The following is a 26,598-nucleotide window of genomic DNA, read 5'->3' as shown; positions in this document are numbered from 1 at the left end:
AATTAAAATTTCAATCATCATATCTTTTACTGTAAAAGTACCCGTAGAGGATTTAGAGAGTTTGTGTCAATGCGTTTATTATAAACATCTTATATCATTTGTTATTGGGTTGCCTACGCTTTCTCGGACGTTGTTTCTGAACAAAGTGAAGAATCGCGTGTTTTTTTAAGATACTTCGTTACACTCTCAGTATGACAAAATAGATATGCCTTATTTATCAAACAATTAGCTTTTATTTTCTAAATGTGCCACGAGTGTAAAAGTTTGTATTTTCACCTGATAAAAAGGACGAGGGGAGTTCGTTCACAATTTGTCTGTATTAGCTGCTGTTTTCCCAAACGGCAGGTTAACTAAATCGAATCGAATAAAATAAAAGGCAAATAAAACACAGGAACTCCCCGAATCCTTCTTGGTGTAGGTTTGTTGTTTATGTTTGGAATAAGTATTTTACTGGATATAGCTTTAGCTTTGCTGGTACGGCACAAAGACAATATATGCCTATACGTACGGTTGCATGAAAAAACTAAAATGTATGCTTTTTGCGTAAAAAAAGATAATAAAAGAATAAATTGTGCTAATGGCATTTTATGCGAAGCTCTCTTCCTTTCTAAAAGAGCAAAGCTAATCACCAAATTTTCAACAAAAGAATACATAACTTTAAGTGTTAATTATTAATTATATAAAGCAACAAGTGCTATATTTAATTACCACGCAACAATTATGGTTCATACAACAGATTGTTCTTCAATTCGATTGTAAAAGTATGTCAAGCCATTACAGGAAGAAAGTAAAACGATACAAATATGGCGCGACAGAACAGCAATCGCTGACAAAACAACAATCAAAATAGCCGGAAATGTTGTTATGTTTTTGATTTACCAACACTTATAACTGTTTGTCTTTCTTCGAAAATCGTCCGGTTTTTGCATGCGATTTTGTTGTTTGAATATGCAAATTTTGTTTTCGATTTCAAAATACTTTTGTAATCCATCGTATCGTATGGCAACGAAATATGCAAAACCGTATTCTTTTTAAGGTTTTTTGTGGTGTTTGTGATGTTGTGTTTTCATAGATTACCGCTCTGTTTATTTGCGATTTTTAAAACAAAGATGCCTTGATTTAACAGTGTGGATGTTTTGAGTTTTATACTTTAAGGTATGAAATTAAACCCCATACCAATGGCATGAGGCTTAATTTTATGAAGAAAAAGGATATCACGGAATTAGTGCTGTTGGTTATTGTTTCTTGCAGCGTACCGATAGTAAATTTGTTTTAGTATAAGTTGTTCTGGTAACACCTCCATTAGCGGTATTCAAGTCGCGTATCCATGCCGAACCCAGGTTGTTATTTTGCGCACTCGTCCAGAAAGTAGCGTTATAACCACGAGAAAGATATATCAAGGCTCTGTCATTAACGGGGGTGGAGCTGGTAGGTTTGTCTACATACGATTTTATCCTACCAACAGTTGTAGCATTAAATCCTCCCAAATAATATTCTTTACTATAGTTTTTAGTTCCCTGCATGTATGAAAGCGCACTTAGGTTTCCATCAGAACATGTGGGCGGGCATGGATCTTTCATTGCGCCACCATGGCCTACGTGTTGGTTATCTATGGCACCACCTCTGCTGCTACCTGAGGTCGCGGAGGTATTCCACACCCAAGGTTTGCTTGGTATATGATTGTTCCATGCGGCTAAATCTACGGCATCGTATGTGCTGTATTGCCCTATATTTTCGTAGATAGCTTGCTCCAATTGATTCCAGTCCCTGTCGGATGGTAAATACCAGCCGTTAGGGCATATTCCTTGGCGTTTGGCTGGTTCGGTACCGTTAGCACCTTCCTGAGTAGTTCCATTGTCATTTTCTCCACGGCCTGTTGCGGCATACCAATTATAAAGTATACCTTCTATTGGACGCCATCCGGCTCCCTTGATGCTCCAATCCACATTGTTCCAGTGTGCTCCCGGTTTTGTTAATTGAGAATTGGTGAGTCCTCCCGGATTGGGTATCATCGAAACATCTAAAATAGGATAAGCATATTTTTTGGCGCCGGCATCATGGTTGTCAATATCTATTGTTTGATAAACTGCTAATGATCCCGATAAACCGCTTTCCGTGTCATAATGTGTTGCTGCCAAGTTTGTTGTCATCCAGCGGCCTGCGCTACCAAACGAAGCGGAGTAGAAGTCGTTACCGTCTATATCCTGGTGCTTCAGAACCTTGGTTCCCCATCCGGAAGGATCGGTACTTCTGCCAACATCTTCTATTCCTGTGTCGTCAAATCCTTTCGATGCGCACTGAACAAAGTGTATTTCCACGGGGTAATACCGGGCTATGGTAGCCGTATCGGTGTAAGATAATATACCTGCGGTTTTCCCTCTGTTTTTATCAGTGCTTGATGAAATATAGGTTGGTTCTCGGGTTGTTGTTATAAAACTTCCGTCGATAAGTTCTTTTCCTCCTGTTGTAGGTACTGGTTTGCCTGTTCCAACAACCTCTTTAACAAGAATGCCATCGGTTACATGCTCATAAGCGGCATTCCAGCGGGCATTGGTTTCTTCCCGGTATCCGGAAATGTTGTCGCCGCTATAGTTGGGCATCAGCAAAAACCTGTAATAATTCACTTTTTCCGAAAATTTGGGGCTTGCACTTCTAAGTCGGTATCCCGACTCATTAAGTACCTGATTATTCCTGTTAAAAGTCATTCTGTAGTTTGTCTGGTTCAATCTTACTTGTATCTGAGAGGGACCGTAGCATATATTGGCCGGAACCTTAAACGTGACAGCTGTTTCGCGACTTCTGTAAGGATATATTGTATTGGCATTTTCGGAAATAATAACATCCGACATGTCTTTTATAGTGTAATCGAATGTCATCGGACTGGTTGTAATGGGTGGTACAGCCCATCCACTTGCCGGATTGGTAAGGAACCGTAATCCCCCGTTTGGCCCGGGACCACCTGCCGGAGGGGTTGTTACATCAGTGAGTTCTGTGATAGTGGGTACGGTTAGGCTACCGTTTACGGGGTCTTCCCAGCTTAGGCTAAGGCTGAATTTGTTATCGGAAGGGAAAATACGCCGGTCTTTACCGCTGGGTAAGTGAATCAGAAAAGTGCTGTCGTTCAGAGTTCTTATCACAGCAGGATCTGATGGACTGGTTATGCCTATCTTCGGCTTTTGTACAACATTTACTTTGCTTAACGGTTGCCATTCGTTTCCTACCCAAACATATGTTCCAGGGCCGAAACCACTGCATTTGTTCAGATTATAGACCATCAGACCGGTATGTGTTAGGTCTTCGGCAGGCTTTAATGCGGCAGAGTACTGACTGTTTGCAACACCCGATTCGGGAATAGTCTCGAACATTGGGAACAGGTTGTTCATGTCAGTCAGCTTGACTCTGGGAAGTCCCAAGCCTCGGGCTGAATTTGCATTGTTCGCATCCGGATCATTTTCTTTCAGATCGAGCAATGATAACGGATTTGGCTTTAGGCTGGAACCCATCGTAACTTGCGCCTTGAGCTTTGGTGATAAGGCAACTATTACAATGAGCAGATATATAGTAGCTTGTGTATAAAGAGCTTTATTCATTTCTGTTTTATCTTTGTGAGTACATTAAAATCATTGACATTCTTTAAACATGGTTCTTACCCATTTGGAACCATCCCATACGTAAACCCCCGGACATATTTTGGTTTCAGCAAATGGAGCATTGGCATTCGTTACTGTTTGGGTGATTGTGTTGTATATCATCAGTCCGACATGTTGTTCGGCCGTTACGGTTGTGGCGGGAGGCAATGTCAGTTTTAAAGAAGAAACAAGTTTGTCGGTAGTAGTGCCGGTTACCGACCCAACCGGATCGAGACCAACCCGAGGTAATAACAATCCTCTTGTTGAATTCGGGTCTGCTCCGTTAACAACTTTGTCTTTTAACTGTAACAAAGCTCCTCCCGCCGGAGCTTCGTCTAACCCTACTGTAACTTGTGCCGTAAGGCGGGGTGCAGAGGCAAAACATGCAACTGATAGAATTATGGCCGATAGCCACAGTTTTGTGTGTCTTTTTGTTTTCATAAAGTTTAATATTACATTCCTGTTATTTAGTTATCTCATTAAATGCTCATTTTTTTGAAAAGTGGTATGGGGACTTCACACCGGGCTTAATTTAATAGAAGTACTGCCTGCTGTTTTCACAAATAGCCAAACAAGTGTAAAAGGCAAAAATATGGCATGAAATCCCCTGTACTCTGTCTTGACTACCACTTCTTCTTCAAGATATATACAGTAAGTTTGTGTTAGCACATGTACGATACATGTGTGCAGATCATCCGTTGGCACTAATGCCCTAAAACGGGAATTAGACATAGCCAAAGGCACAATCTTGGAAATTGTTTTAAATAGAAAAAATATTTTGTCCAAAAGTAAAGTCACGGCAAAAGCGTAAGGGGAGTTCCTATTCAATTTGTACGTATTGCCTGCTATTTTCCCAAACGGCATGGCAACTGAATCGAATTGAATGAAAGGCAAATAAAAAACAAGAACTCCCCGAACCCTTTTTTGTATAGTTTTCAGGTTTATGTTTTGGAGAATAAAAAGGGATGCTAACCCTTTACCATTGGCAGGTACAGGGCACACGAATAGCGGATTTTTTTTCGCGAAAAAAAATACCCGAATCTTTTGTCTGATAAAATTATTTGATAATTTGACGCTATGCGTAAGCACATGCACGCATGGCGATAATAGGCTGTAAAGATGTACTTTTATTAAGAGAAATAAAAGTAGTAATATGTTGTTTGTGTGTGATTTATAGTTAGATGTTACGTGTGAGGCTCTCTCTCTCTCTCTCTCTCTCTCTCTCTCTCTCTAATAAAATAACGGTACTATCCAAATTGTTGGACAGTAAAAACAGTGCTTTAGAAGTTATTGTTCCGTTATTCATCGTTTTTTTTAATTCATTTTCAGGCAACAAATATAACGATAAAAAATAAATAGAAAGCAAGAAAAATATTTTTTAGTAAGGAATGTTAAATGACAAACAAGCTGACTAATGCCTGTTTTTTGTTTTATTTTTCTCTCGAAAAATATCTTGTTTTCGGCTTTAAAATCCTTTGGTAATCCATGCTATCGGATATCAAAAGAACATGTGGAATTGTGTCTTATTTAAATATTTTTATGGTATTTTACGATGTTGTATTTTCACACATTACTACTTTGTTTATTTGCAATTTTTAAAACAAAGATGCCTTGATTTAACAATGTGAATATGGCGAACATTCTGCTCCGATTTTTGGTTTATCGCTATATACTTAATAATTTTGACTAACCGGACTTGTTATTTTTATATTTTTAGTATCTCAATTTTCATTTAATGCTTAGCTTTGCACTTCCAAAATATTTAGTAGTTTGCACCTTAAATGAAAAAAGTTCATTTTTGTATATTCTTAATGATTTGCTTTTTCTTGATTCCGTTTGTAGCTGGGCAGATAACGCAGCATACAAAACGTGGCTTGAGGGATTTGCAAAATGATTTGAAGAGAAACGCAAGCACAACTAAAGACACCACAACTACTGTCGGTTTTGATCTCCGTAACGATTCGCTTGCAGCATCTCCGCCTGATATATCGGATATAAAGGTACAGGATACGGATACTCTTAGCAGTGCGCCCGCGCCATTGGCAGTAGCCGATACTATTCCTGCGGACAGCATCAAGGGTAGCCAGAAATCGGGCTTGGATGCTATTGTATATTATTCGGCCAAAGACTCTATTGTTTTCACGGCGCAGAAGCAAGGCTTCCTGTTTGGTGAGGGCGAGGTTAATTATCAGGAAATAAATCTTGTTGGAGAAAAAATATCGCTCGATATGGACAGTAGCATTATAGCTGCTAAATATGGTATCGACTCTATTGGCGACCAGTTTGGCTTTCCGGTGTTTTCAGACCGAAGTGAGTCGGTCGAGGCAAAAACCATGCGCTACAACTTTAAAACAAAAAAAGGTTTCATTACCGATGCCATCACACAACAGGGCGAAGGCTATATAGTGGCGGGCAAAGCAAAGCGCAACCCCGACGAAACTTTTTTCATTGCCGATGCCCGATATACTACCTGCGACGAACATGACCATCCGCACTTCTATATAAAACTGACAAAAGCCAAAGTACAACCCAAGAAAAACGTGGTTGCCGGCCCTGCCTATCTGGTTATAGAAGATTTGCCCTTGCCTATGCTGGGGCTGCCTTTCGGGTTCTTCCCTTTTTCGAGCAAATATTCTTCGGGAGTCATCATGCCGTCCGTTCGCGATGATATGGACCGTGGCTTTGGCCTTATTGACGGAGGGTATTATTTTGCGATAAACGACCATATAGATTTGGCCTTGACCGGAGAGCTTTACACCAAAGGTTCGTGGGGGCTGAATGCGAAGTCGACTTACCGGAAAAGGTATAAATATTCGGGAAATATAGATGTGGGCTATCTTGTAACAAAAAACAGCGATAAAGATTCGCCCGACTATTCGTTGTCGAAAGATTTCAGTATAAACTGGACGCACACACAAGACCCTAAATTTAATATGTACCGTACGCTGTCGGCCAGTGTGCAGTTTCGTTCAAGTAAGTACGACCGCAATCAGCTGAATAATTTTTATAATACCGACGGGACAAGGGCTTCGAGCATTTCGCTCAGCCAACGGTTCCCCAATTCGCCATTCAGCATTACGGCATCGATGGCTATAAATCAGACTTTGCGCGATTCGTCTGTTTCTATAACCCTGCCTACGATGTCCATATCTATGAGCCGTATCTATCCCTTCAAAAGAAAAGAAGCGGTTGGAGACGAAAAATGGTACGAAAAAATACAGCTAAGCTACTCAGGGACATTGAATAACCGCTTGGACACGAAAGAGGACAAGATTTTTTCGGCCAACTGGAAACGTGATTGGAAAAAAAATATGACCCATCGCATACCCATAAGCGCCACCTTCAATGTTTTTAATTACCTGAACATATCGCCATCGGTCAGTTACAACGAAAATTGGTATACCGAAGGTGTTTACCGTGGGTGGAATGGCAGTAGCCATGTAAATATGGATACGACTTACCGTTTCAAACGGGTATACGACTATAATTTTTCTTTAAGTTTCCAGACAAAACTGTATGGTTTTTACGAACCCCTGTTCAATTTCTTAGGAATAAAAAAGATACGGCATGTATTTACTCCCAGCATCAGTTTTAATGTGAGCCCCGACTTTACAGACCCTAAATACGGATTTGTGAGGTCGTACAAATATCTTGATGCCAATGGTTATGAAAGAACATACTCTTACTCTCCGTGGGGGAGCATGCCTTCGAGAGAGCAAGGAGCCATCTCTTTCGACTTCCAGAACAATATAGAGGCAAAAGTGAAAAATGCGCAAGATTCGCTCGTTACAAAAAGCATTATAGACAACTTGGGGGTAAACTTCAGCTACAACCTGATGGCCGATAGCCTCAAGCTTTCGGATATCAACATGAATATGCGCCTTAAGTTAAGCAAGACGCTTACCGTAAACCTCAATGCTGTGTTCGATCCCTATCTTTATGGCATTGACGAAGGCGGAATGCCTGTGCGGATAGATAAACTGCGTATAAACAAGAACGGTATGTTTGGACGGCTGAGAAACACAGGATATTCGATATCGCCTTCAATCAATCAAGACACTTTCAAAAAGTGGTTTAGGAAATCCAAAGACACTTCTGAGGGTGAAAACAACACAGACGTTGAGGGAGAAGGTTCTGATACAGAGGATGGAGAATCTACGAAAAAAAGAGGAAGTTTATATGCCAAGAAAAAAGAACAGGGAGATATTGACGAAGACGGTTACCTGAAAAACGACTTCCGTTGGAATATTTCGGCCTCATACTCGATGAGCTACGGATATACAGGCGAATTCGATTTCCACAAGATGGAATATAAACGCAAACTGACGCATAACCTTAGTTTCAGCGGCTCAGTGCAACCTACAAAAAACTGGAGCCTTACCTTCAATAGCAGCTATGACTTCGACCGCAAAAAGCTGGCTTATATGAGTTGCGGCATCACGCGCAATCTGCACTGCTGGAGCATATCGGGCAACTTTATACCTATCGGCGATTATACGTCTTACTTTGTTACCTTGCGGGTAAGCTCGTCTATATTGCAAGACCTGAAATACGAACAACGTGGCCGCCGCACGTCTTACGATCCGTCTTGGTATTAAAAAAGAACTTCGTTTTATATTTTCCAAAGAGTGGGATGGTCTGAAAAAGTGAGCAGTTCTTTATCGGCACTGCTGTTTCCGTAAGCATAGAGGGTGTATGTTTTTTTGTTGGGAAACGCTTCGAGCAGACGGTTAACTTTCTCCTGCCCTCTGCAACTTTTTGTTGCGAAACGGCCGGATATAACACCCTCCACCACTTCTATCTCTGTCCCGATAACGGTATCTATACCAGTCTTTTCGGCCCAAGGCGTTATCCAATTGCTAACGGCGGGACTGATTATCACTACTTTGTGTCCTTTGCTTTGATGCCAGTTTATTTTTTCGATAGCTCGTTTTTTTACTATCTTGTCGATATGTGCCGAATAGTCTTTGCATGCGGAATTGAAATCATCGAAAGATTTTCCTCTGAAGAAAAACGAAAACAGTTTCTCTTTGGCCTTGTGGCTATTTACGATTCCTAATTCGAACAACAGAAGGTGGGGCGATAGCCGTACTAACCCCATCATCAGCCGTTTCTTGCCAAAATAGAATTCTATAAAATGAAATAGAGTATCCTTGTGTGTGATTGTTCCATCAAAGTCGAATGCTGCTATAACCTGTCTTTTCTTCATGGGTTTCGTATAACGTAGATTCTATGTTGGTCTTTGGCATGAATGATGCTCTTGTTTATGGTGTTATTAAAGCTCAAACATCATATTTCGTTAAAATTAAACATAAATAGAACGCTTTGTGGGCATATTTTGTTTTCTTTGTATAGAAGTCGTTTCGACTTTTTTATTTATATTGTATTTTGTCATGCTGACGGCAGGAAGCATCTTTTTCAATAGATTATCACTCCGCTCAAAATGGCAAAAAGTATGTCTTGAACAACTGTGTATCATCACGATGAGCCAGTCAAGGCAATTTCATAAAACCAAATAAACGAAAATAACATTATGGCTAAAGACAGAATACCGCAAAAAACGGCCAAACGAAAAACAAAGAAATATATCATTGCCGCAACGGCAAACTTCTTTAACAGCAATCCCGGAAAGTCATATAATTACAAACAGATAAGTGCCGATATGGGGCTGAAAACCCAACCCGAAAGGCTTATCCTGATGTCTATTCTGGAAGAAATGCGCGACGAAGCCTTTATTATCGAAACCGCAAAAGGCAAATTCAAATCGAATACCCGAGGGTTGTTTCTGGAGGGCGTTTTTGAACGGCGGAGCAATGGTAAGAACTTTTTTATACCAGACGAAGGCGGTGATAATATTTTTGTAGCAGAGCGCAATTCTGCCCATGCCATGGATGGCGACAGGGTTCGCATACAGATGCTTGCAAAAAGAAAAGGACGTGATGCCGAAGGCGAAGTTGTGGAGGTATTGGTTCGTAAGCAAACCCGCTTTGTGGGTACGCTTAGCGTGCAGAAGCATTTTGCTTTCCTCGAAATGGATAGCAAGGTACTAGCCAACGATATATTTATTCCGCAAGATAATATGAAAGGCGGTAAGACGGGCGATAAGGCTCTGGTACAAATCGTAGAATGGCCCGAGAGGGCGAAAAACCCAATAGGCGAGGTTATAGATATCTTGGGCAAGGCCGGAACGAACGATGCCGAAATGCACGCTATACTGGCCGAGTTTGGACTTCCGTATAAATATCCGGAAGAGGTAGAAGCCGAGGCCGACAAAATTCCGGACGATATAACAGACGAGGAAATAGCAAAGCGCGAGGACTTCCGAGGTATCACAACATTTACCATCGACCCCCGCGATGCAAAAGACTTTGACGATGCTCTTTCCATACGCAAGCTCGAAAACGGGCATTGGGAAGTTGGGGTACACATTGCCGATGTGACGCATTACGTTACACCCGGAGGGATTATCGACAAAGAGGGCGAAGCCCGTGCAACATCGGTCTACTTGGTAGACCGCACCATTCCGATGCTGCCCGAACGGTTGAGCAACGGACTGTGTTCGCTAAGACCGAACGAAGTGAAATTGTGCTACTCTGCCATTTTTGAAATGACCGATAATGCTGTTGTGAAAAAACATCGTATCCGACGGACTGTAATAGAATCTGACCGCCGTTTCACATACGAAGAAGCACAGCAAATAATAGAAACAGGCGAGGGAGACTTCAAGGACGAAATACTGAAGTTAGACGATTTGGCAAAGAAACTCAGAGCCAAGCGTTTCGAAAACGGAGCTATTGCCTTCGACCGCGAAGAGGTACGCTTCGAGATAGACGAAACCGGAAAACCGCTGAGCGTTTACTTCAAAGAACAGAAAGACTCGAACAAACTGATAGAAGAATTTATGCTTCTTGCCAACCGTACCGTTGCCGAGTTTATAGGTAAGGTTCCGAAGAACAAGAAAGCAAAAACATTTGTTTACCGTATTCACGATTTGCCCAATCCCGACAAAATGCAAAATCTGTCGGAGTTTATCCGCCGGTTTGGCTATAAGATAAAGACCGAAGGTAATAGTGTGGCTGTTTCGCAGTCAATCAATAAGTTGCTCGAAGATGTGCACAACAAACCCGAAGAAAATCTGATTTCCACCATTGCCATACGGGCTATGGCCAAGGCTGTATATTCTACCACAAACATAGGGCACTACGGATTGGCGTTCAGTTATTATACTCACTTTACGTCGCCTATCCGCCGCTACCCGGATATGATGGTGCATCGTTTGCTGACGCATTATTTGGACGAGGGGCGCAGCGTTGATAAGCAAAAGTATGAAGATGAGTGCAAACATTGCTCGGATATGGAGCAGCTTGCAGCCAATGCGGAACGGGCTTCAATAAAATATAAGCAAGTGGAGTTTATGGCCGATAAGATAGGTCGCATCTTTAAAGCCGTTATTTCGGGTATAACCGAATGGGGTATTTATGCCGAAATTGAAGAAAACAAGTGCGAAGGTATGATTCCGATGCGCGAGTTGGATGACGATTTTTATGAGTTCGACGAAAAAAATTATTGCTTGCGTGGTCGCCGTTCGGGGCGCGAATATCGGTTGGGCGACGAGCTGGAAATAAAAGTGACACGGGCTAACCTCGACCGCAAGCAACTCGATTTTACGATAGTCGATTAAATAGTTAGTAAATATTGTCTTTAAAGCAGGAGAAGGGATTATATATCAATGAATAAGTTTCTGAAAAAACTGATATTGTTTTCATTGCCAATTCTGTTTTTCTGTATTGCTCTGACAGTAGGCTATTTTGTGTACGATCCCTTTAAGCTTGTGTATAAGTACGATATTGACTCTATACAAGCCAACGACCTTAATCGTGATTATGTAACAACCGAAAGGTTCATTAAACATAATCCCACACAAAAATACAACTCGTTTGTTTTTGGCAGTTCACGCTCCATGGGTTATAATCCGGCTTCGTGGGCAACGCATTTGGGAGAGGGGGCACGCCCTTTTTCGTTCGATGCTTCGAGCGAAACGATTGTTGGTATTTATCTTAAATTAAGGTTTTTGGATAGGAATCGTGTTCCGGTGAATAATGCTTTGATGTTAGTCGATGCCGACTCCATATTTTTTGATGTAGACAGGCAAGAAACAGAATGTATAAAAATGAAACACCCTATAACTCTGGACAATAGTTTTGGAGATTGGTTCAAATTTCAGAAAGCACATTTTTTTACCTATACAAAACCTAAATATTTAGTTTATTTTTATGGAGGGCTTCTGGGTATAAAAAATAAATATACGGTGAAACGCCGGGTCAATGCCATTTCAGTTTTCCCTACCAATTGTGATGTGTGCTGCTGCTAACGAAAAGCGGATAAGAGAAAATCCCGAAAAATATTATTCGAACGATATTTTTCAGGAACCGGCTCAATATTCAGTTTTGCGACAACTGATAATTGATGAGAAACAAAAAGAGATGTTAGCCGAGATAAAACGTATTTTGGATAAGTATCAAACCAATTACAGAATAGTGGTGAATCCGTTGTTTTCTCAAACAAAGCTTAATGATAAAGATGTGTCTTACTTGGAAGGAGTTTTTGGAAAGGAAAATGTATTCGATTTTTCGGGCAAAAATCCGATAACGGAGTCGAAGTATAATTATTACGAAAGAAACCATTTCCGGCCTTTGGTGGGAGACAGCATCATGAACAGAATATACTCCGGCAAAGGGAGAGATTAAAACCTTGAAAACACTGTTTTATCGGGCTTTGTTTGTAAATTTGTATTTCCTTTTTGATTAAACAATAGAATATCTGATAACAAATAATTAGAACAAAATGAAAAGAGTAGTATTGATACGTCACGGCGAAAGCGTATGGAACAAAGAAAACCGCTTTACTGGCTGGACAAACGTCGATTTGTCGGAAAAAGGTATCGGCGAAGCAATAAAAGCCGGACAACTTCTTAAAAAAGAAGGATTCCAATTTGAACTTGCTTACACATCTTACCTTAAAAGGGCTGTTAAAACCCTGAATAGTATTCTCGATGAGATGGATCTCGATTGGATTCCCGTTGAAAAAACATGGCGTCTCAACGAAAAACATTACGGGATGCTACAAGGCTTGAATAAAGCCGAAACAGCCGAAAAATACGGGGACGAACAAGTGCTTGTATGGCGTCGTAGTTACGATGTGCCACCTGCTCCACTCGAAAAAACAGACCCCCGTTCATCATCGCAAGATGTTCGTTACAGTGGCGTGCCTAAAGCTTACATTCCGGAAACAGAATCGCTGAAAGATACCGTGGAGCGTATCCTCCCTTATTGGCAGGAGGTTATTTATCCGTCTATGGTAAATCATAATGATATTATAGTTGCGGCTCATGGCAATAGTTTGCGAGGTATCATCAAGTACTTGAAAGGTATTTCGGACGAGGATATAGTGAGCCTGAACCTGCCAACGGCCGTTCCTTACGTGTTTGAGTTTGACAACGATTTGAACCTGGTGAAAGATTACTTCCTTGGCGATCCCGAAGAAATAAAGAAACTGATGGATGCCGTAGCTAACCAAGGTAAGAAAAAATAAAATAAATCCGGATGGATTAGAAAAAAGGCGGAAGATTTTTTATTCTTCCGCCTTTTTTGGCTTTCATATTTTCTTTTACTTAAAGCTGTTTATTCAAGTATAATTTTCTTTGTTTCTACCGAATCGCCTGTGTCAATTCTTAGAAGGTAGCTTCCGCTGGCCAAAGAAGATACATCCAGCGAGTTTTCGCCTTCAGCAAAACTTCCCGAAGCTATCTGACGGCCTAAGATTTCGAACAATGTATATTTTGCGTCTTTATTAACCGATACATAAACCGTGTTTTTAGCAGGGATAGGATATACCGAAGCATTCGATGTTTTTTCCGATTCGATAGATGCTGACGATAGTTTTAAATTAGGTCCGGTCACAATCAAGGTATAATCTTGTGGATTAGCTGAACCTTTATCATCTACTAAAGTGCCTTTATGGCTAACAATCAATTTATGTTTGCCAAAAGGAGCTGAAATATCTACTCTTTCAAAGTTATCTACGTTATTATCACCTTTTTCCGCAACAGCAGAAGGGTTCTCAGGATTTAATCGCCATGGCTGATTTGTGGTTCCGTAAGCGTCTATAACCCTAAGATCTAAGTCATTTACCAAAACTTTTGTTCTGGAATCAATTTCGTCTTTGATAGCTGTTCCCGCAGGGTCTGTCCAAGAGATTGAAACTCTCACATACTCGCTATTTGAGCCATCCGCTTCAAATTCAAGTTCGTATGTTTCGTTATTATTTAGTGTTAATTCTTTTACCAGGGCGGTGTTATCATTGTTTGATATAACTAATGCCGCATCTTCCAGGTTGGCTGCTCCCCAACCAAATCTGTAATCTGGAGCCATTGAAGAACCTGCCGCGAAAGCTGTATGCTGAAGCAAGCCCCTAACAGTGGCAGAGTTCATGTAGTCGCCATTTACATTTTTATAATGTTTTTGTAATAACAAAACTGCCCCTGCTATTGCCGGTGCGGACATCGATGTGCCTTGTTTTGAGCCATACGCGTCGTTGGCTGTACTGATAGGTGAGAATACGGATACACCTTTTGCCGAAATGTTTGGTTTTATTCTGCCATCGTCTGTTGGTCCGAAATTACTGAAGTTTGACATCTGAACATCGGCCGGTGATGAATATGAATTCATTTCATGTATGGCAGCAACAGTCAGCGTATTTTTTGACACACCATATTGAGTCAGCAAATCATAACCGCTTTTGTTATGCGTCGGATAGTATGTAGTATAAGTATTTCTGTCATTTCCGGCAGCAAATACTATTTGGTATTTCGGGTAAGTATAAGCTATTGCATCCGTATATGCCGCTGTAGCGTCGTAAGCTCCAAGATACCACTCAGGGATTCCTCTCGACATATCTAAACCATATGAATGGTTCGATGCCAAATAGCCATCCCGTCCAAATTTGCTCATGTTCTGAAGGTCATTGGTCCATGAATATTGGTGTATTTCGGCACCGGAAGCAATACCTTTTGCTCCGCTATTTACCCCTAATGCGGAAATTGTTCCGGCAACATGGGTTGTATGTTCATTAAAAGGTAAGTTTTTTATGTTGTTATCCATTACTTTTATGAGAGAGTTGCCGTCTCCTCCGGACGAAAATTCTTGATGGGTGTCTAAAATCCGGCCACCTTCAAAAACACCAGCCACCATATCGGTTCCATCCAGCTCTAATCCTAATTTTCCTCCGGAAAATAATGTGTTAGCTCTCATTGTTCTGGCTGATCCGGCATTATATGTTGCGTAGTAGATAGGTTGCCCGTCAATCACATCAACCAGTTCGCTTACAGTACCATCTTTAGATACGGTTCTTAAAGATATTTTGTTCTTTTCCAAATAAGCGGATATTCGGCTTTGTCTTTCTTTTTCATTTTTTTCTAAGCGTTGTTCCAATCTCTCTATTTGGGTAGGGTTGCTTTTCGAAATAATTTTTGTCCGTTCCTCCAATGTTTGTGAACTAACTGTGCAAACAGTCAGTAAAAAAACGGGAATCAGTAGTAGTCTCTTTTTCATTTTAGTTTTATATTATTCTATTTTTATAATAAGGTTTTTTCATGTGCCAACAGCAAAAATAGTGTCTTCAAATAGAACACTTTTCTTTCGGTATCGGGCACGAAATTTAGCAAAACTTAAACTTAAGTGGGCTGTTTTTTATTATTTATTACCCTATGTTTTTAATGAGCGCTCCAAAAATAAACATAATGTGAGGCAATTTTGATAAAATCATGATGTTTTGCAACAAATTTTCGACCAATAGAAGATTTTTCCAATGTTAAGTCTCTTGATAAGACAATTTTTTCCATCTGGTTGTAGATAACTTCAACCGAAGGCGTGATGGCAACAACAGGCTTCATTTGGCTTTCGTCTAAGGCGGCGTACATTTCGGGTTCGGCTCCACAAACCAATATCTTTCCGGAGGCCATTGTGAGCAATCCGTTCATAGCCGGACTGTAAGAATATACCTGATCGAGAACAACATCTCCCTGCTTTAGCTTTTCTTTATAAACATCGAAGGCAACCGACTCTACTGTTATCAGTTCAACTTTTTCGCCATACTTTTTTTCCAACTCCGAAAATGCTTGCAGGAAAAATGCCGTTCCTTTAACTTCGGCCCGTCCTTTATTTATTCCGTGAAAAAATCTGATCTTATCGGTAATTTCTAAAGGCGAAAACGGAACTTCACTCAAGTCGATAGGCAGAGGTATATACTCCAGTTTCTCTTTATAGAGGGGTTCGTATGCCATGTAATATTCGCACAGGCAGGCTATTATGCCGTTGCATGTTTCGGCTATTTCTTCATTGTCGCGCTTGCGGTAAGTGTGCATCCATGTGTGTATGTGGCCGGCGTTGGCCTTCAGGTTGGTGGGTTTCCCGTCGGCAAAGTATTCCGAGTAGCGGTATGTCTTATTTTCTATGCAAGCTTTTGTGTAATAGTAATCGTCGCCAAAGGCTCCTAAAAATATTTTACCGTTATTCTTTTTCAAATAACGGTACAGGTAAATATTGATAGGATGGATGCGGGTGAAGCATGGATTTATTATCTGCACAATGTCAAATCCTTTCAGTTTAGGCAAGCATTTCATTATTGATACCATACATTTTATTTGAGCTATGCGTCCTTCGCCATGCATGGCAATGTCAATATCGCGCGGATAATTTTTAAAAGCATCGCCGTCCGACACAATGGTAACATCGTGCCCTAACTGGCGCAAGCCTTTAGCCAGCGTCCAATGCAGATTGCTATATTCTCCAACCAATAGTATTTTCATTTCAGTTCAAATTTAGTCTATTTATTGTATCTATAAGGCCGACCCGATAGCAAAGATACTTATTCTTGCACCTTCGGCCCGCAAAACTGTCCGGGCACATTCGTCCATTGTTGCTCCTGTTGTAATCAGGTCGTCTACCAGAAGCACATGCCTGTTTTCGAGCAGAGTGGGGTGTTCTAAGTGGAAGATACCCGAAACATTCTCGAAACGGGCTAATCGCGACTTCTTTGTTTGCGATTTATTATCTATAACACGTTTTACGGCATCATCGCACACGTCTATCCCTGTGGCATGCGATAAGCCTTTGGCGATCCGCAAACACTGGTTGTAACCCCGTTTGCGTTGCCTTTTAGGGTGTAGGGGTACGGGCACAATTACGTCTATGGGTTTCATGAAGCCTGACTTCTTCAATTCATTGCCACATAGCTCCCCCAACCAAATGCCTATCGGGCCGTTATCTTTATATTTAAGTTCATGTAATATTTGTTGCAGCCCTCCTCCTTTCGAAAAATGAAAGAACGAGGCAGCATTCAAAAACGGAAAACGCCCGGCAAATATCTGCTCCACCGGATTTTGAGGTTGATGGCAAAAGTTCGTTTTTGGCAAACCGGCTAAGCATTCCAAGCACAGAAAAGCTTCGCCTTCCACCAGTTTTCTGCTGCAAGCTACACAAACGGATGGAAAGAATAAATCCAATAAACCACTAAATATGTTCTTCGCAATCTTCATCTACCATTCCTTTCATTGCCTTCGTTATCTGCTCTGCGGTGAATCCACGACCTAAAGCAAATCGCATCAATTTGCCTCTTAGCTCATAGCTGTTTTTTGCTTTTACCGATTTTAGCTTTGTTTCCAAAATCTTTGTCAAAGACTCGATTAAATCCGCGTCATCCAACTCCGAGAGGCATTCATCTATAAAGGCCTGCTGTATTTTCTTCCGCTTCAACTCGAAAGCGATTTTCACTTTTCCCCATTTATTGAACCGTGCTTTGTCGCGCGCAAAGCTTTGGCAAAACCGTTTGTCGTTCAGGAAGTTTTCTTTTTTCAGACGACTGACGATTCTTTCCTGCTCTTCGGCGGTAAGCTCCCAACCGTTCAATTTTTTGCGCACGTCAAATTCGCATCGTTCCGCCTTGGAACAATAACCTGCGATTTTAGCTAAGGCTTGGCCTTCGGTCAATTTCATCCCTTTTGTTTTAAAACAGCACTAACCATCCTGTCTTGCCCCGACATGTCCTTATGCAAATTAATGTCAGAGTATTTCCTCTCTTTTAGCATTTCGGCAACCTCCCTTCCTTTCAGGAAATGGATTTCGAAATAGAGCCGCCCGTCAGGTTTCAGCAGATTGTGTCCAACGTCGGCAATCCTTTCATAAAACATCAAGGCATCATTGTCGGGTACAAAAAGAGCTAAATGAGGCTCATGTTCAAGCACATTCCGTTCCATCGTTCTTTTGTCCGACTCCAGTACATAAGGCGGATTGCTCACTATTATATCAAACTTTTTATCAGAGTCAATATCTTTCAGTACATCTACTTCACGGAAGTGAACTTCTGCCTTGTTTCGCACCGCATTGTTGCGAGCTATATTTAAAGCCTTGGCCAACACGTCCCAAGCTTCAACTTTTGGGTTTGTCATTTTCTTTGCCAGTGCCACTGCTATACATCCGCTGCCAGTGCCGATATCCAAAACGGTTAATCCTTGCGTCTTATTTTCGATGCAAATCAGTTCAACCAATTCTTCCGTTTCGGGACGGGGTATCAGCACATCTTTGTTTACAGCAAAAGGCATACCATAAAATTCGGCTTGCCCTAATACGTATTGTATCGGTTCGTATAATTTAAGACGGCCTACAATCTCCTCTGTTTTTTGAAGTTGTGCAGGCGTAATTTTAGTATTTTTGTCACCCAAAGCAACCGGATAGGGCTTTTGGGTTATATATTCGATGATATAACGGGTAAGATATCCGGCTTCCGTTTCGGGATAAAACCCCAAAAGAGAATTTTTTATATATTTGAATGTTTCTGTCATCGAACAACAAAAATAATAAAATAAATGCAAGATACAGACCACATATACATGACTCGTTGCCTGCAATTGGCACAGATGGGGCGCGGTTACGTTGCTCCAAACCCTATGGTTGGGGCAGTTGTTGTGCATAACAACAGGATTATAGGCGAGGGTTTTCACCGTCAATACGGACAAGCGCATGCCGAGGTTAATGCCATAAATAGTGTCAGGGAAAAACACCTGTTGCCGCATTCAACCATCTATGTATCGTTAGAGCCTTGTTCGCATTACGGAAAAACGCCTCCCTGCGCACAATTAATAATAGATAGCCGGATACCCAGAGTTGTTGTAGCCACCACCGACCCTTTTCCCGAAGTGGCAGGACGGGGCATAACGATGCTGAAAGATGCCGGAGTTGAGGTTGTGGAGGGAGTCATGCGTGCGGAGGCCGACGAACTTAATAAAGAATTCTTGATGAGCCAGATAAACCGCCGTCCTTACGTTTATCTGAAATGGGCTCAAAGCCAGGACGGATATATTGCCGGGGTGAACGAAAAAAACGAAATTGTGCGTACACAAATATCTTCGGCTTTCACTTCAATGCTGGTGCATAAACTCAGGGCGGAGGTTGCCTCAATAATGGTAGGTACGGATACGGCCGTGGTAGACAACCCTTCGCTTACCACTCGCCTTTGGTATGGACGGAATCCCGTACGGGTGGTTATTGACCGTAAAGGACGGATACCGGAATTGAACAATTTGTTGAATAATGCTGTCCGGACTTACATTTTCACAGAAACCGTAGATACACAAACCACGATAGGGAATACCACTTTCGTACCCATGAGCGCGGGAGGGGATAGTCTGAAAGAGGTGCTTTTGGCGTTAAATAATTTAAAAATCAATTCCATCCTTGTAGAGGGTGGTCGCAGGCTTTTGCAAAGCTTTATAGATGCCGGTTTGTGGGATGAGGCTTTTGTTGAGACGGCTGACATTATGTTAAAAAAAGGTACATCCGCCCCTGTTATAGTGGGTGAAGAGACAATTATTTTTCGTGAAAATGACAGAAAAATAGAACATTTAAAAAATAAGATAATCCATAATTTTTTATAAATATCTATTTAATTGGGCATTTAGTTGAAAATCTTTCTAATTTTGCAACCTAATGAAGTAAATTGTGTGAAACAAATGAACAAAATACATTTCATAAAATTCTTGGTTCTGATAGTCCTCGTTGCAATATTCCAGTCGTGTCTGAATTCGAGCGACGATGAAGGAATAGAGATAAAAATGTCAGATGCTCAGATATATAGCTTTTCGGCAAAGGGAAAACATTTAAAAGACGACAATGTTGATTCTCTTACCAGAGCAAGAGACTCGATAGCATATGTTGTTCTCGGAAAAACGAAATTTGCAATCGACCAGAATAAAAAGATAATATTTAACCCCGACTCCTTGCCTTATGGCATGAATTTGCGTAAGTTTTACGTAACAATGAGTTTCAATCCCACTTATGGCGCAAATTCTATTAAAGTTAAATTAAAGGATTCTACTTACACATGGAATAGTACAGACTCTATCGACTTCTCGAAGGGAGAAGTGAAGTTTGAAGTTACGGCAGCCGATGGAAGCACCAAAAGAGAATATACGGTAGATATCCGTATCCACCAGATAGATCCCGATAGAATTGAGTGGAAATCGGCCGGAACGGTACCAACCGGGGGTGGGCAAACCAAAACTTTATTAAACAACAGCAACTCGAAGTTTTACTGCTTTGAAAAACGCTCTGCCGACATAAAATTGTTCACATCAACAGATGGTGCAAGCTGGTCAGAAAGTTCTACAAGTGGCTTACCTGCTGATGCGGATATAAGCAGTATCGCTTTGCTCAATGGTAATTTCTATGCCATAACATCCGCTGGGCAAACATACACCTCGCTTAATGGCATTACGTGGAATACAGTGAATAACGGCAAACAAATAGCTGTGATTTATGGCATTATTCCAGATAATACATCAACAACAGATTATTTGCTTGTAGCCATCAAGGATGGCAGCAATTATCAGATAGCTAAAACGCAAGACTTCAGTATATTTGGCGGTGTGACATCCGTTCCGAATAATTTCCCGATGTCGGGATTTGCTGTTGCATCAGATATCGACCGGAGCAGCAGAAGAATGGCTATCGTTGGTGGGAAAAATCAGAATGGAACCGATTTGAATTCCGTTTGGCTTGTGGCTAACAACGGAGACGGAGTAAGCGTATCACCGTATACCGATAAGCAGAAATACTTTGCGGGAGAAGGGCTTGCGGCAATAGTCTATAAAAATAAGGTTGAAAATGTTTTGATAAACGCCGTATATGTTTTGTCTAACAACCGGTTTTATACCAGCACAGACTGGGGCGGAAACTGGAGCGAGGCTCCCCAACAGCAGGTATTGCCCGAAGGATTGAACTCGGTGGGATATCAGAACCTTATTGTTGACAATGAGAATAATATCTGGATTTTCGGCGGAAAAACAGAAACCGGAGCATACTCAACCCAAGTTTGGAAAGGGAAATTGAACAGCCTTTTGGGCTATTGATATTTTGATAAAAGTTCTTTTTTGAGGATATACTTTTGAGGAAAGTATTCCGTTAGAAATAAAGAACACTTCAAAAAGAAAAAAATGAGGATAATAAATAAAAAGTTTATTCTTTCGGTAGTTTCAATTTGCTGTCTTTCTTTATCTGCTACTTTTGCTCAAGACTATAAGTATGAAATAGGAGGGGGGCTTGGCACGGCTTTTTATATGGGCGATGCCAATAAAAGCACTCCTTTCAAAAACATGAACATAGCCGGCGAAGCTATTTTCAGATACAACCGTAGTTTCCGCTGGGCATACAAGGGTAACCTTGTGGTAGGTGGTGTGTCGGGCGATACAAAGAACAGCGGGAATAAATTTCCGTACAACATGAATACCTCTTTCAGCCGTACGTTTGTTGAATTAGGCGGACAGGTAGAATATAATTTCTTTAATTATAGCGACAAGTACGCTTTTCTCGGAACAAAAAGGTTTTCGCCTTACATGCTTGCCGGAGTGGGCCTTACGATGGGAACGGGTGATAAAACTTTTTTCGGACTGAACATTCCCTTAGGTGTGGGAATAAAATATAAATGGAAGGAGAGGATAAATCTGGGCTTTGAGTTTTCGGTAAGGAAACTGTTTGGCGACGATTTTGACGATACAGGCTCTGACGGGTTAAGTTTAAACGATCCGTATAAAATAAAGAGCAGCTTCATTAAGAACAAAGATTGGTATTGCCTCACCATGTTTACCATTACATGGGATTTTGGCTTACGGACACAGGATTGTATAAATTTAGATTAAGTACAAAAAAATATAATAAACCAATGTCTCTATTGGAAAAAATAAATAAAGAACGTTTGCCTCGGCACATAGCTATCATCATGGATGGTAATGGTCGTTGGGCAAAGTTGCAAGGTAAAGAAAGGTTTGAAGGTCATAAAGAAGGCGTTGTGTCGGTAAGGAAGGTTATAGAAGCCGCTACCGAACTGAAAGTGCCTTATGTTACGTTATATACTTTTTCGACCGAAAACTGGAATCGCCCCGAAGAAGAAATCAGGGCATTGATGGCGTTGATGGTTCAGGCTATTGCCAACGAAACGCCCGACCTCATAAAAAATAATATTCGCCTGCAAACCATTGGCGATATAGACCGCCTGCCCGAAGAAACAAGAGCCTCTCTCAACAAATGTATTCAAGATACATCTTCGTCAACAGGGTTGACCTTGGTGCTTGCGCTCAGTTATTCGTCAAGATGGGAAATAACAAATGCCACTAAGCAGATTGCAACAGATGTGAAAAACGGTAAACTTGATGCCGATAGCATAACAGAAGATACGATAAGTAATTACCTGACCACACGATCCATTCCCGACCCCGATCTGTTGATACGTACCGGAGGGGAGTTTCGCATCAGTAACTTTTTGTTGTGGCAAACAGCATATACCGAATTTTATTTTACCGATACCCTTTGGCCCGATTTCAGAGGGGAAGCATTGTATGCTGCAATAATTAATTATCAGGCACGCGAGCGCCGGTTCGGAAAAACAAGCGAACAGGTCAGTAGCCAACAGAAATAGTCTTATTCAAAACTCAAGAAATCAGCCAGATATAACAAAACATAATATGTTCAAAAAAGGTTTACTTCTTCTCTCCGCAATCTGTGCTTTCGGCATTAATGTTTTTGCACAAAACACAGATTCTGTTTCAGTACAATCTATCAACAACGCGATATCTGCCGATGTTAAAGCAGCCGAAAACAATGTACCCGTTATTTCATATTCTCTGAATCCGATGAGATACGAGATTGCCGGCATACAGGTGAGTGGTGTTGACAACCCGGCGTCCGAAGAATTTATTTTGATTGGAATTTCGGGGTTAAACGTCGGAGATAAGATAGAAATTCCCGGAACAGAGATAACGAATGCCGTGAGGCGTTATTGGCGCAACGGCTTCTTCTCGGAAGTAAAGATACTCGCCACAAAAATAGAAGGTAATAAAATATGGCTCGAAATACGGCTGAAAAACAGGCCTCGTGTTTCGGATATCAGATTTTATGGACTGAAAGGTGGTGAGAAAAAAGATCTGCAAGAACGATTGGGTGTAGTGAAAGGCAACCAGATTACCCCGAACGATATAGATGCGACTAAAAAAGTAATTAAAAGATATCTGGACGACAAAGGTTTTACAAACGCTGTAATAAATGTTTCTCAAAAAGAAGACCCTGCGCAAAAGAATCAGGTTTTTCTTGATATCGACATTAACAAGAAAAATAAAATAAAGGTACACACCCTTACCATTGAAGGCAATAAAGAAGTTTCTACTTCAGCTCTGGAAAAGTCGATGAAAAAGACCCGCCATAAATCAACATTAAAGGCTTGGTTTAGAAATTTCTTGCGTTCAACCAAATACGTACCCGAAAGCTACGAGGCTGACAAAGAAAATCTGATTGCAAAATACAATGAACTTGGATATCGTGATGCAAGGATTGTATCCGATACCGTAACCCGCTATAAGGAAGATAAGGTAGACATACACCTCAAGATTGACGAGGGGCAAAAATACCACATCCGCAATATAGATTGGATAGGTAATACGGTTTATCCTTCAGAAATGTTGCAAAGATACCTCAATATGAAAAGCGGGGATGTTTACAACCAGAAAAAGTTGTTTCAAAACCTGAGAGAGGGAGAAGAATCGCTGGGTAATTCTTTTTACTACAATAAGGGTTATATGTTTTATGATGTAGACCCCGTTGAGGTAAATATAGAAAAAGACTCTATCGACCTCGAAATACGCATCAGAGAAGGCGAACAGGCTACAATAAGGCGTGTCGGCATATCTGGCAACGACCGTTTGTATGAAGACGTTGTGCGTCGCGAACTACGTACCAAACCCGGTGCTTTGTTCAGCCGTGAAGACCTTTTGCAGACTTATCGCGAAATTGCTCAAACCGGGCACTTCGACCCTGAAAGGCTTAACCCCGAAGTGAATCCTTCGCCCGAAGATGGTGTAGTGGATATCGACTGGAATTTGGCATCGAAAGCAAATGACCAAGTGGAATTCTCGGCAGGATGGGGACAAACGGGTATCATAGGCCGTTTGAGTCTTAAATTTACGAACTTCTCTTTGAAAAACTTGTTCAACAAAGGTTCTTACAAGGGTATCCTTCCCCAAGGTGAAGGGCAAACCTTGACGCTTAGTGCCCAGACCAATGCCAGCTATTATCAATCGTACTCTATTTCGTTTACCGACCCTTGGTTTGGAGGTAAACGTCCCAACTCTTTGTCGGTAGGGGCTTACTACTCCGTGCAGTCGGGGGTTAACAGCAACTACTACAATAGTAGTACATACGGTAATTATTATAACGATAACTATAACGACTATTCTTATCAAAACTCGCTCGACCCCGATAAATCGATGAAGACCCTTGGGGCAAGCATTGCTTACGGAAAACGTCTGAGCTGGCCCGATAACTATTTCTATGCTCAGGTAGAGTTGTCGTACCAAAGATATCAGATGAAAGACTGGACGTATTACTTCCTTGTTAAAAACGGGGTATGTAATAACTTGAGCCTGAACTTCTCTATTATGCGTAATACATTAGACAATCCGCTGTACACACGCCGTGGAACGGAGTACTCTCTGAGCTTGCAAATAACACCTCCCTTTTCTGCTTTCGACGGAAAAGACTATAAGAACATGCAGCGCGACGAAGAAGGATACGAACCGGGAGCCAAATTTAAATGGATAGAATACCATAAATGGAAATTTAAATCCAAAACCTATATTCCGCTTTTGCCAAGCAATCCTAAAACGCCGGTGTTGATGACCCGTACCGAATTCGGATTGGTGGGATATTTCAATAAGCATAAAAAATCGCTGTTCGAAACATTCTATGTAGGAGGCGATGGTATGTCGGGGTCTTATTCTAACTATGCGATAGAAACGATAGCTTTGCGTGGGTACGAAAACGGGGCTTTGGGTTCGCAAGCCAGCGCTTATTCGAGGTTGGGCTTGGAACTTCGCTATCCGCTTATACTTGAGCCATCATCAACAATCTATTTAGTTGGATTTGTGGAAGGTGGTAACGCATGGGACGATATAAAAGACATCAACCCATTCGAACTGAAACGTTCGGCAGGATTTGGAGCAAGAATTATGTTGCCGATGATTGGGCTGATGGGTATAGACTGGGCATATGGGTTCGACCCCATTAATGGTAGCCGTAGCAATAGCGGAAGCCAGCTTCACTTTATTATGGGACGCGAATTCTGATGTAGTAACGAATATTTACATTATTTAACCCGTTATTATTAAACAAATTGCTTAGTTTTAGCATCTAATACAGAGTATAAACCAAACAAATTAACTATATGAAAAAGATTATTCTATTTTTCGGTTTAATGCTTGCCTTTTCGGCCGGTACGTATGCTCAGAAATTTGCGCTTATCGACATGGAGTATATTCTTAAAAATATAAGTAGCTACGAAACCGCGAACGAACAATTGGACGCTATGTCTAAAAAATGGCAGGCCGAGCTCGACAAATCGAGACAGGAAATACAGAATATGTATAAAAACTATCAGTCGGAATCGGTATATCTGTCGGCCGACCAGAAGAAAAAACGTGAAGGGCAAATAGTAGAGAAAGAAAAAGCTTTGCAGGAACTTAACCGTAAATATTTTGGTCCGGAAGGCGAATTGTTCAAAAAACGTGAAGCCCTGATTAAGCCTATCCAAGACGAAATATACAATGCGGTGAAGGAGATCTCCAACGCCAAAGGATATCAAATGGTGGTAGACCGGGCTTCGGCAACCAGCGTGATATTTGCTTCGCCCAAAATAGACATAAGCAACGAAGTACTTTCCAGATTAGGTTATTCGAAGTAAATACGCTACATTTGTGCGCAAAAAAAATTAAACTAATAGATAAATAAACTACATTCATTATGTTGAAAAAACTTATTATTTGCCTTCTGATTGCAATGCCTTTTGGCGTATATGCACAAGAAAAACTTGCCTATATCAGTACTGAGGAGGTGTTTATGGCTATGCCCGAACTGAAAGACGTTGAAACTAAAATCAATGCCAAACAAGAAGAAATAAAGAAAATCATTGGCGGAATAGATGCCGAATTCCAGAAAAAACAAACTGAATTCCGTAATGACACAACTACCCTGACCCCAAGCATTATTGCCGATCGCCAAAAACAATTGGAACAAATTGAAGAGCGATATCAAACTTATAGCCAAAGCAGCCAAAAAGAGTTGCAAGAACTATATCAAACCTTGCAAGCTCCGCTATTGGATAAATTAAGAAAAGCTATCCAAGAAGTAGGTCTGGAACAAGGATATACATACATCATCGAAAAAGGAACTGTGCCTTATGTAAGTACCAGTGCCGTAGACGCGGGAAAACTTGTAAAAGCAAAATTAGGAATAAAATAAAAACGGTTGTTTAATAACTGTTTTGTAAAAAAGGATAAGGTGACTTATCCTTTTTTTTGTTAGTTTTGGCTTTTCAA

At 41.0% G+C, this 26,598-nt stretch carries 21 protein-coding genes; 12 read left to right on the top strand and 9 right to left on the bottom strand.

What is annotated here, in order from left to right; translation table 11 throughout:
• Positions 1 to 1,235: 1,235 nt before the first annotated feature.
• From M2132_RS02400 to M2132_RS02390, 3 genes are all read right to left on the bottom strand, one after another.
• Entirely contained in the window at positions 1,236 to 3,590 is a 2,355-nt protein-coding gene (locus M2132_RS02400; protein ID WP_280670778.1) for an FISUMP domain-containing protein, read from the bottom strand.
• A 30-nt stretch (positions 3,591 to 3,620) separates the two neighbouring features.
• Entirely contained in the window at positions 3,621 to 4,070 is a 450-nt protein-coding gene (locus M2132_RS02395) for a hypothetical protein (protein WP_280670780.1), read from the bottom strand.
• A gap of 75 nt (positions 4,071 to 4,145) precedes the next feature.
• The gene (locus M2132_RS02390) at positions 4,146 to 4,631 is read right to left on the bottom strand and encodes a hypothetical protein (protein WP_280670783.1); all 486 of its coding nucleotides are present in this window, start codon (positions 4,629 to 4,631) and stop codon (positions 4,146 to 4,148) included.
• Positions 4,632 to 5,524: 893 nt separating this feature from the next.
• On the opposite strand from M2132_RS02390, the gene M2132_RS02385 reads away from it, so the two are divergent.
• Positions 5,525 to 8,227, top strand: coding sequence for a putative LPS assembly protein LptD (locus M2132_RS02385; RefSeq protein WP_280670785.1), 2,703 nt, complete (start codon positions 5,525 to 5,527; stop codon positions 8,225 to 8,227).
• A gap of 14 nt (positions 8,228 to 8,241) precedes the next feature.
• Here M2132_RS02385 and M2132_RS02380 read toward each other — a convergent pair whose 3' ends face one another.
• Positions 8,242 to 8,838, bottom strand: coding sequence for an HAD family hydrolase (locus M2132_RS02380; protein WP_280670787.1), 597 nt, complete (start codon positions 8,836 to 8,838; stop codon positions 8,242 to 8,244).
• A gap of 324 nt (positions 8,839 to 9,162) precedes the next feature.
• On the opposite strand from M2132_RS02380, the gene rnr reads away from it, so the two are divergent.
• The 4 genes from rnr (at position 9,163) to gpmA (ending at position 13,220) form a co-directional block, all read left to right on the top strand.
• Complete coding sequence (gene rnr / locus M2132_RS02375) at positions 9,163 to 11,310, top strand: ribonuclease R (protein ID WP_280670789.1); 2,148 nt, start codon at positions 9,163 to 9,165, stop codon at positions 11,308 to 11,310.
• 48 nt (positions 11,311 to 11,358) lie between these two features.
• Positions 11,359 to 12,000: a hypothetical protein gene (locus tag M2132_RS02370; protein WP_280670791.1), complete on the top strand. Its 642-nt coding sequence runs from the start codon at positions 11,359 to 11,361 to the stop codon at positions 11,998 to 12,000.
• Complete coding sequence (locus tag M2132_RS02365) at positions 11,954 to 12,376, top strand: hypothetical protein (RefSeq protein WP_280698185.1); 423 nt, start codon at positions 11,954 to 11,956, stop codon at positions 12,374 to 12,376. The genes M2132_RS02370 and M2132_RS02365 overlap by 47 nt, the downstream gene beginning before the upstream one ends.
• Positions 12,377 to 12,473: 97 nt before the next feature.
• The gene (gene gpmA / locus M2132_RS02360; protein ID WP_280670796.1) at positions 12,474 to 13,220 is read left to right on the top strand and encodes a 2,3-diphosphoglycerate-dependent phosphoglycerate mutase; all 747 of its coding nucleotides are present in this window, start codon (positions 12,474 to 12,476) and stop codon (positions 13,218 to 13,220) included.
• A gap of 89 nt (positions 13,221 to 13,309) precedes the next feature.
• On the opposite strand, the gene M2132_RS02355 is transcribed toward gpmA, so the two are convergent.
• The 5 genes from M2132_RS02355 to prmC all read right to left on the bottom strand — a co-directional run bounded on the left by M2132_RS02355 (position 13,310) and on the right by prmC (position 18,525).
• A complete protein-coding gene (locus M2132_RS02355) occupies positions 13,310 to 15,238 on the bottom strand; it encodes a S8 family serine peptidase (protein ID WP_280670798.1) in 1,929 nt (642 codons plus the stop codon).
• Positions 15,239 to 15,399: 161 nt separating this feature from the next.
• Positions 15,400 to 16,494, bottom strand: coding sequence for a glycosyltransferase family 1 protein (locus M2132_RS02350; RefSeq protein WP_280670800.1), 1,095 nt, complete (start codon positions 16,492 to 16,494; stop codon positions 15,400 to 15,402).
• 30 nt (positions 16,495 to 16,524) lie between these two features.
• Positions 16,525 to 17,223, bottom strand: coding sequence for a ComF family protein (locus M2132_RS02345; RefSeq protein WP_280670802.1), 699 nt, complete (start codon positions 17,221 to 17,223; stop codon positions 16,525 to 16,527).
• Positions 17,198 to 17,680: a regulatory protein RecX gene (locus M2132_RS02340; RefSeq protein WP_280670804.1), complete on the bottom strand. Its 483-nt coding sequence runs from the start codon at positions 17,678 to 17,680 to the stop codon at positions 17,198 to 17,200. The genes M2132_RS02345 and M2132_RS02340 overlap by 26 nt, the downstream gene beginning before the upstream one ends.
• Entirely contained in the window at positions 17,677 to 18,525 is an 849-nt protein-coding gene (prmC, locus tag M2132_RS02335) for a peptide chain release factor N(5)-glutamine methyltransferase (protein WP_280670806.1), read from the bottom strand. Before prmC ends, M2132_RS02340 begins: the two co-directional genes overlap by 4 nt.
• Positions 18,526 to 18,549: 24 nt before the next feature.
• On the opposite strand from prmC, the gene ribD reads away from it, so the two are divergent.
• The 7 genes from ribD (at position 18,550) to M2132_RS02300 (ending at position 26,521) form a co-directional block, all read left to right on the top strand.
• Positions 18,550 to 19,617, top strand: coding sequence for a bifunctional diaminohydroxyphosphoribosylaminopyrimidine deaminase/5-amino-6-(5-phosphoribosylamino)uracil reductase RibD (gene ribD / locus M2132_RS02330; RefSeq protein ID WP_280670809.1), 1,068 nt, complete (start codon positions 18,550 to 18,552; stop codon positions 19,615 to 19,617).
• 75 nt (positions 19,618 to 19,692) lie between these two features.
• Entirely contained in the window at positions 19,693 to 21,090 is a 1,398-nt protein-coding gene (locus M2132_RS02325; RefSeq protein ID WP_280670811.1) for a DUF6242 domain-containing protein, read from the top strand.
• 84 nt (positions 21,091 to 21,174) lie between these two features.
• Complete coding sequence (locus tag M2132_RS02320) at positions 21,175 to 21,876, top strand: DUF6089 family protein (RefSeq protein WP_280670813.1); 702 nt, start codon at positions 21,175 to 21,177, stop codon at positions 21,874 to 21,876.
• Between the two features lie 23 nt (positions 21,877 to 21,899).
• Positions 21,900 to 22,652 carry an isoprenyl transferase gene (locus M2132_RS02315; protein ID WP_280670815.1) on the top strand — a complete coding sequence of 251 codons (753 nt, stop codon included), beginning with the start codon at positions 21,900 to 21,902 and terminating at the stop codon, positions 22,650 to 22,652.
• Between the two features lie 46 nt (positions 22,653 to 22,698).
• Positions 22,699 to 25,350, top strand: coding sequence for an outer membrane protein assembly factor BamA (gene bamA, locus M2132_RS02310; protein ID WP_280670817.1), 2,652 nt, complete (start codon positions 22,699 to 22,701; stop codon positions 25,348 to 25,350).
• Positions 25,351 to 25,448: 98 nt separating this feature from the next.
• A complete protein-coding gene (locus M2132_RS02305) occupies positions 25,449 to 25,964 on the top strand; it encodes an OmpH family outer membrane protein (protein ID WP_280670819.1) in 516 nt (171 codons plus the stop codon).
• A gap of 59 nt (positions 25,965 to 26,023) precedes the next feature.
• Entirely contained in the window at positions 26,024 to 26,521 is a 498-nt protein-coding gene (locus tag M2132_RS02300; RefSeq protein WP_280670822.1) for an OmpH family outer membrane protein, read from the top strand.
• The last annotated feature ends 77 nt before the right edge of the window (positions 26,522 to 26,598 follow it).

Origin of the sequence: Dysgonomonas sp. PH5-45 (assembly GCF_029893235.1) — a bacterium.
Taxonomy (GTDB): Bacteria; Bacteroidota; Bacteroidia; order Bacteroidales; family Dysgonomonadaceae; genus UBA1309.
The sequence above is the reverse complement of the archived record's forward strand: the minus strand, read 5'-3'. Positions and strand labels throughout refer to the sequence as shown.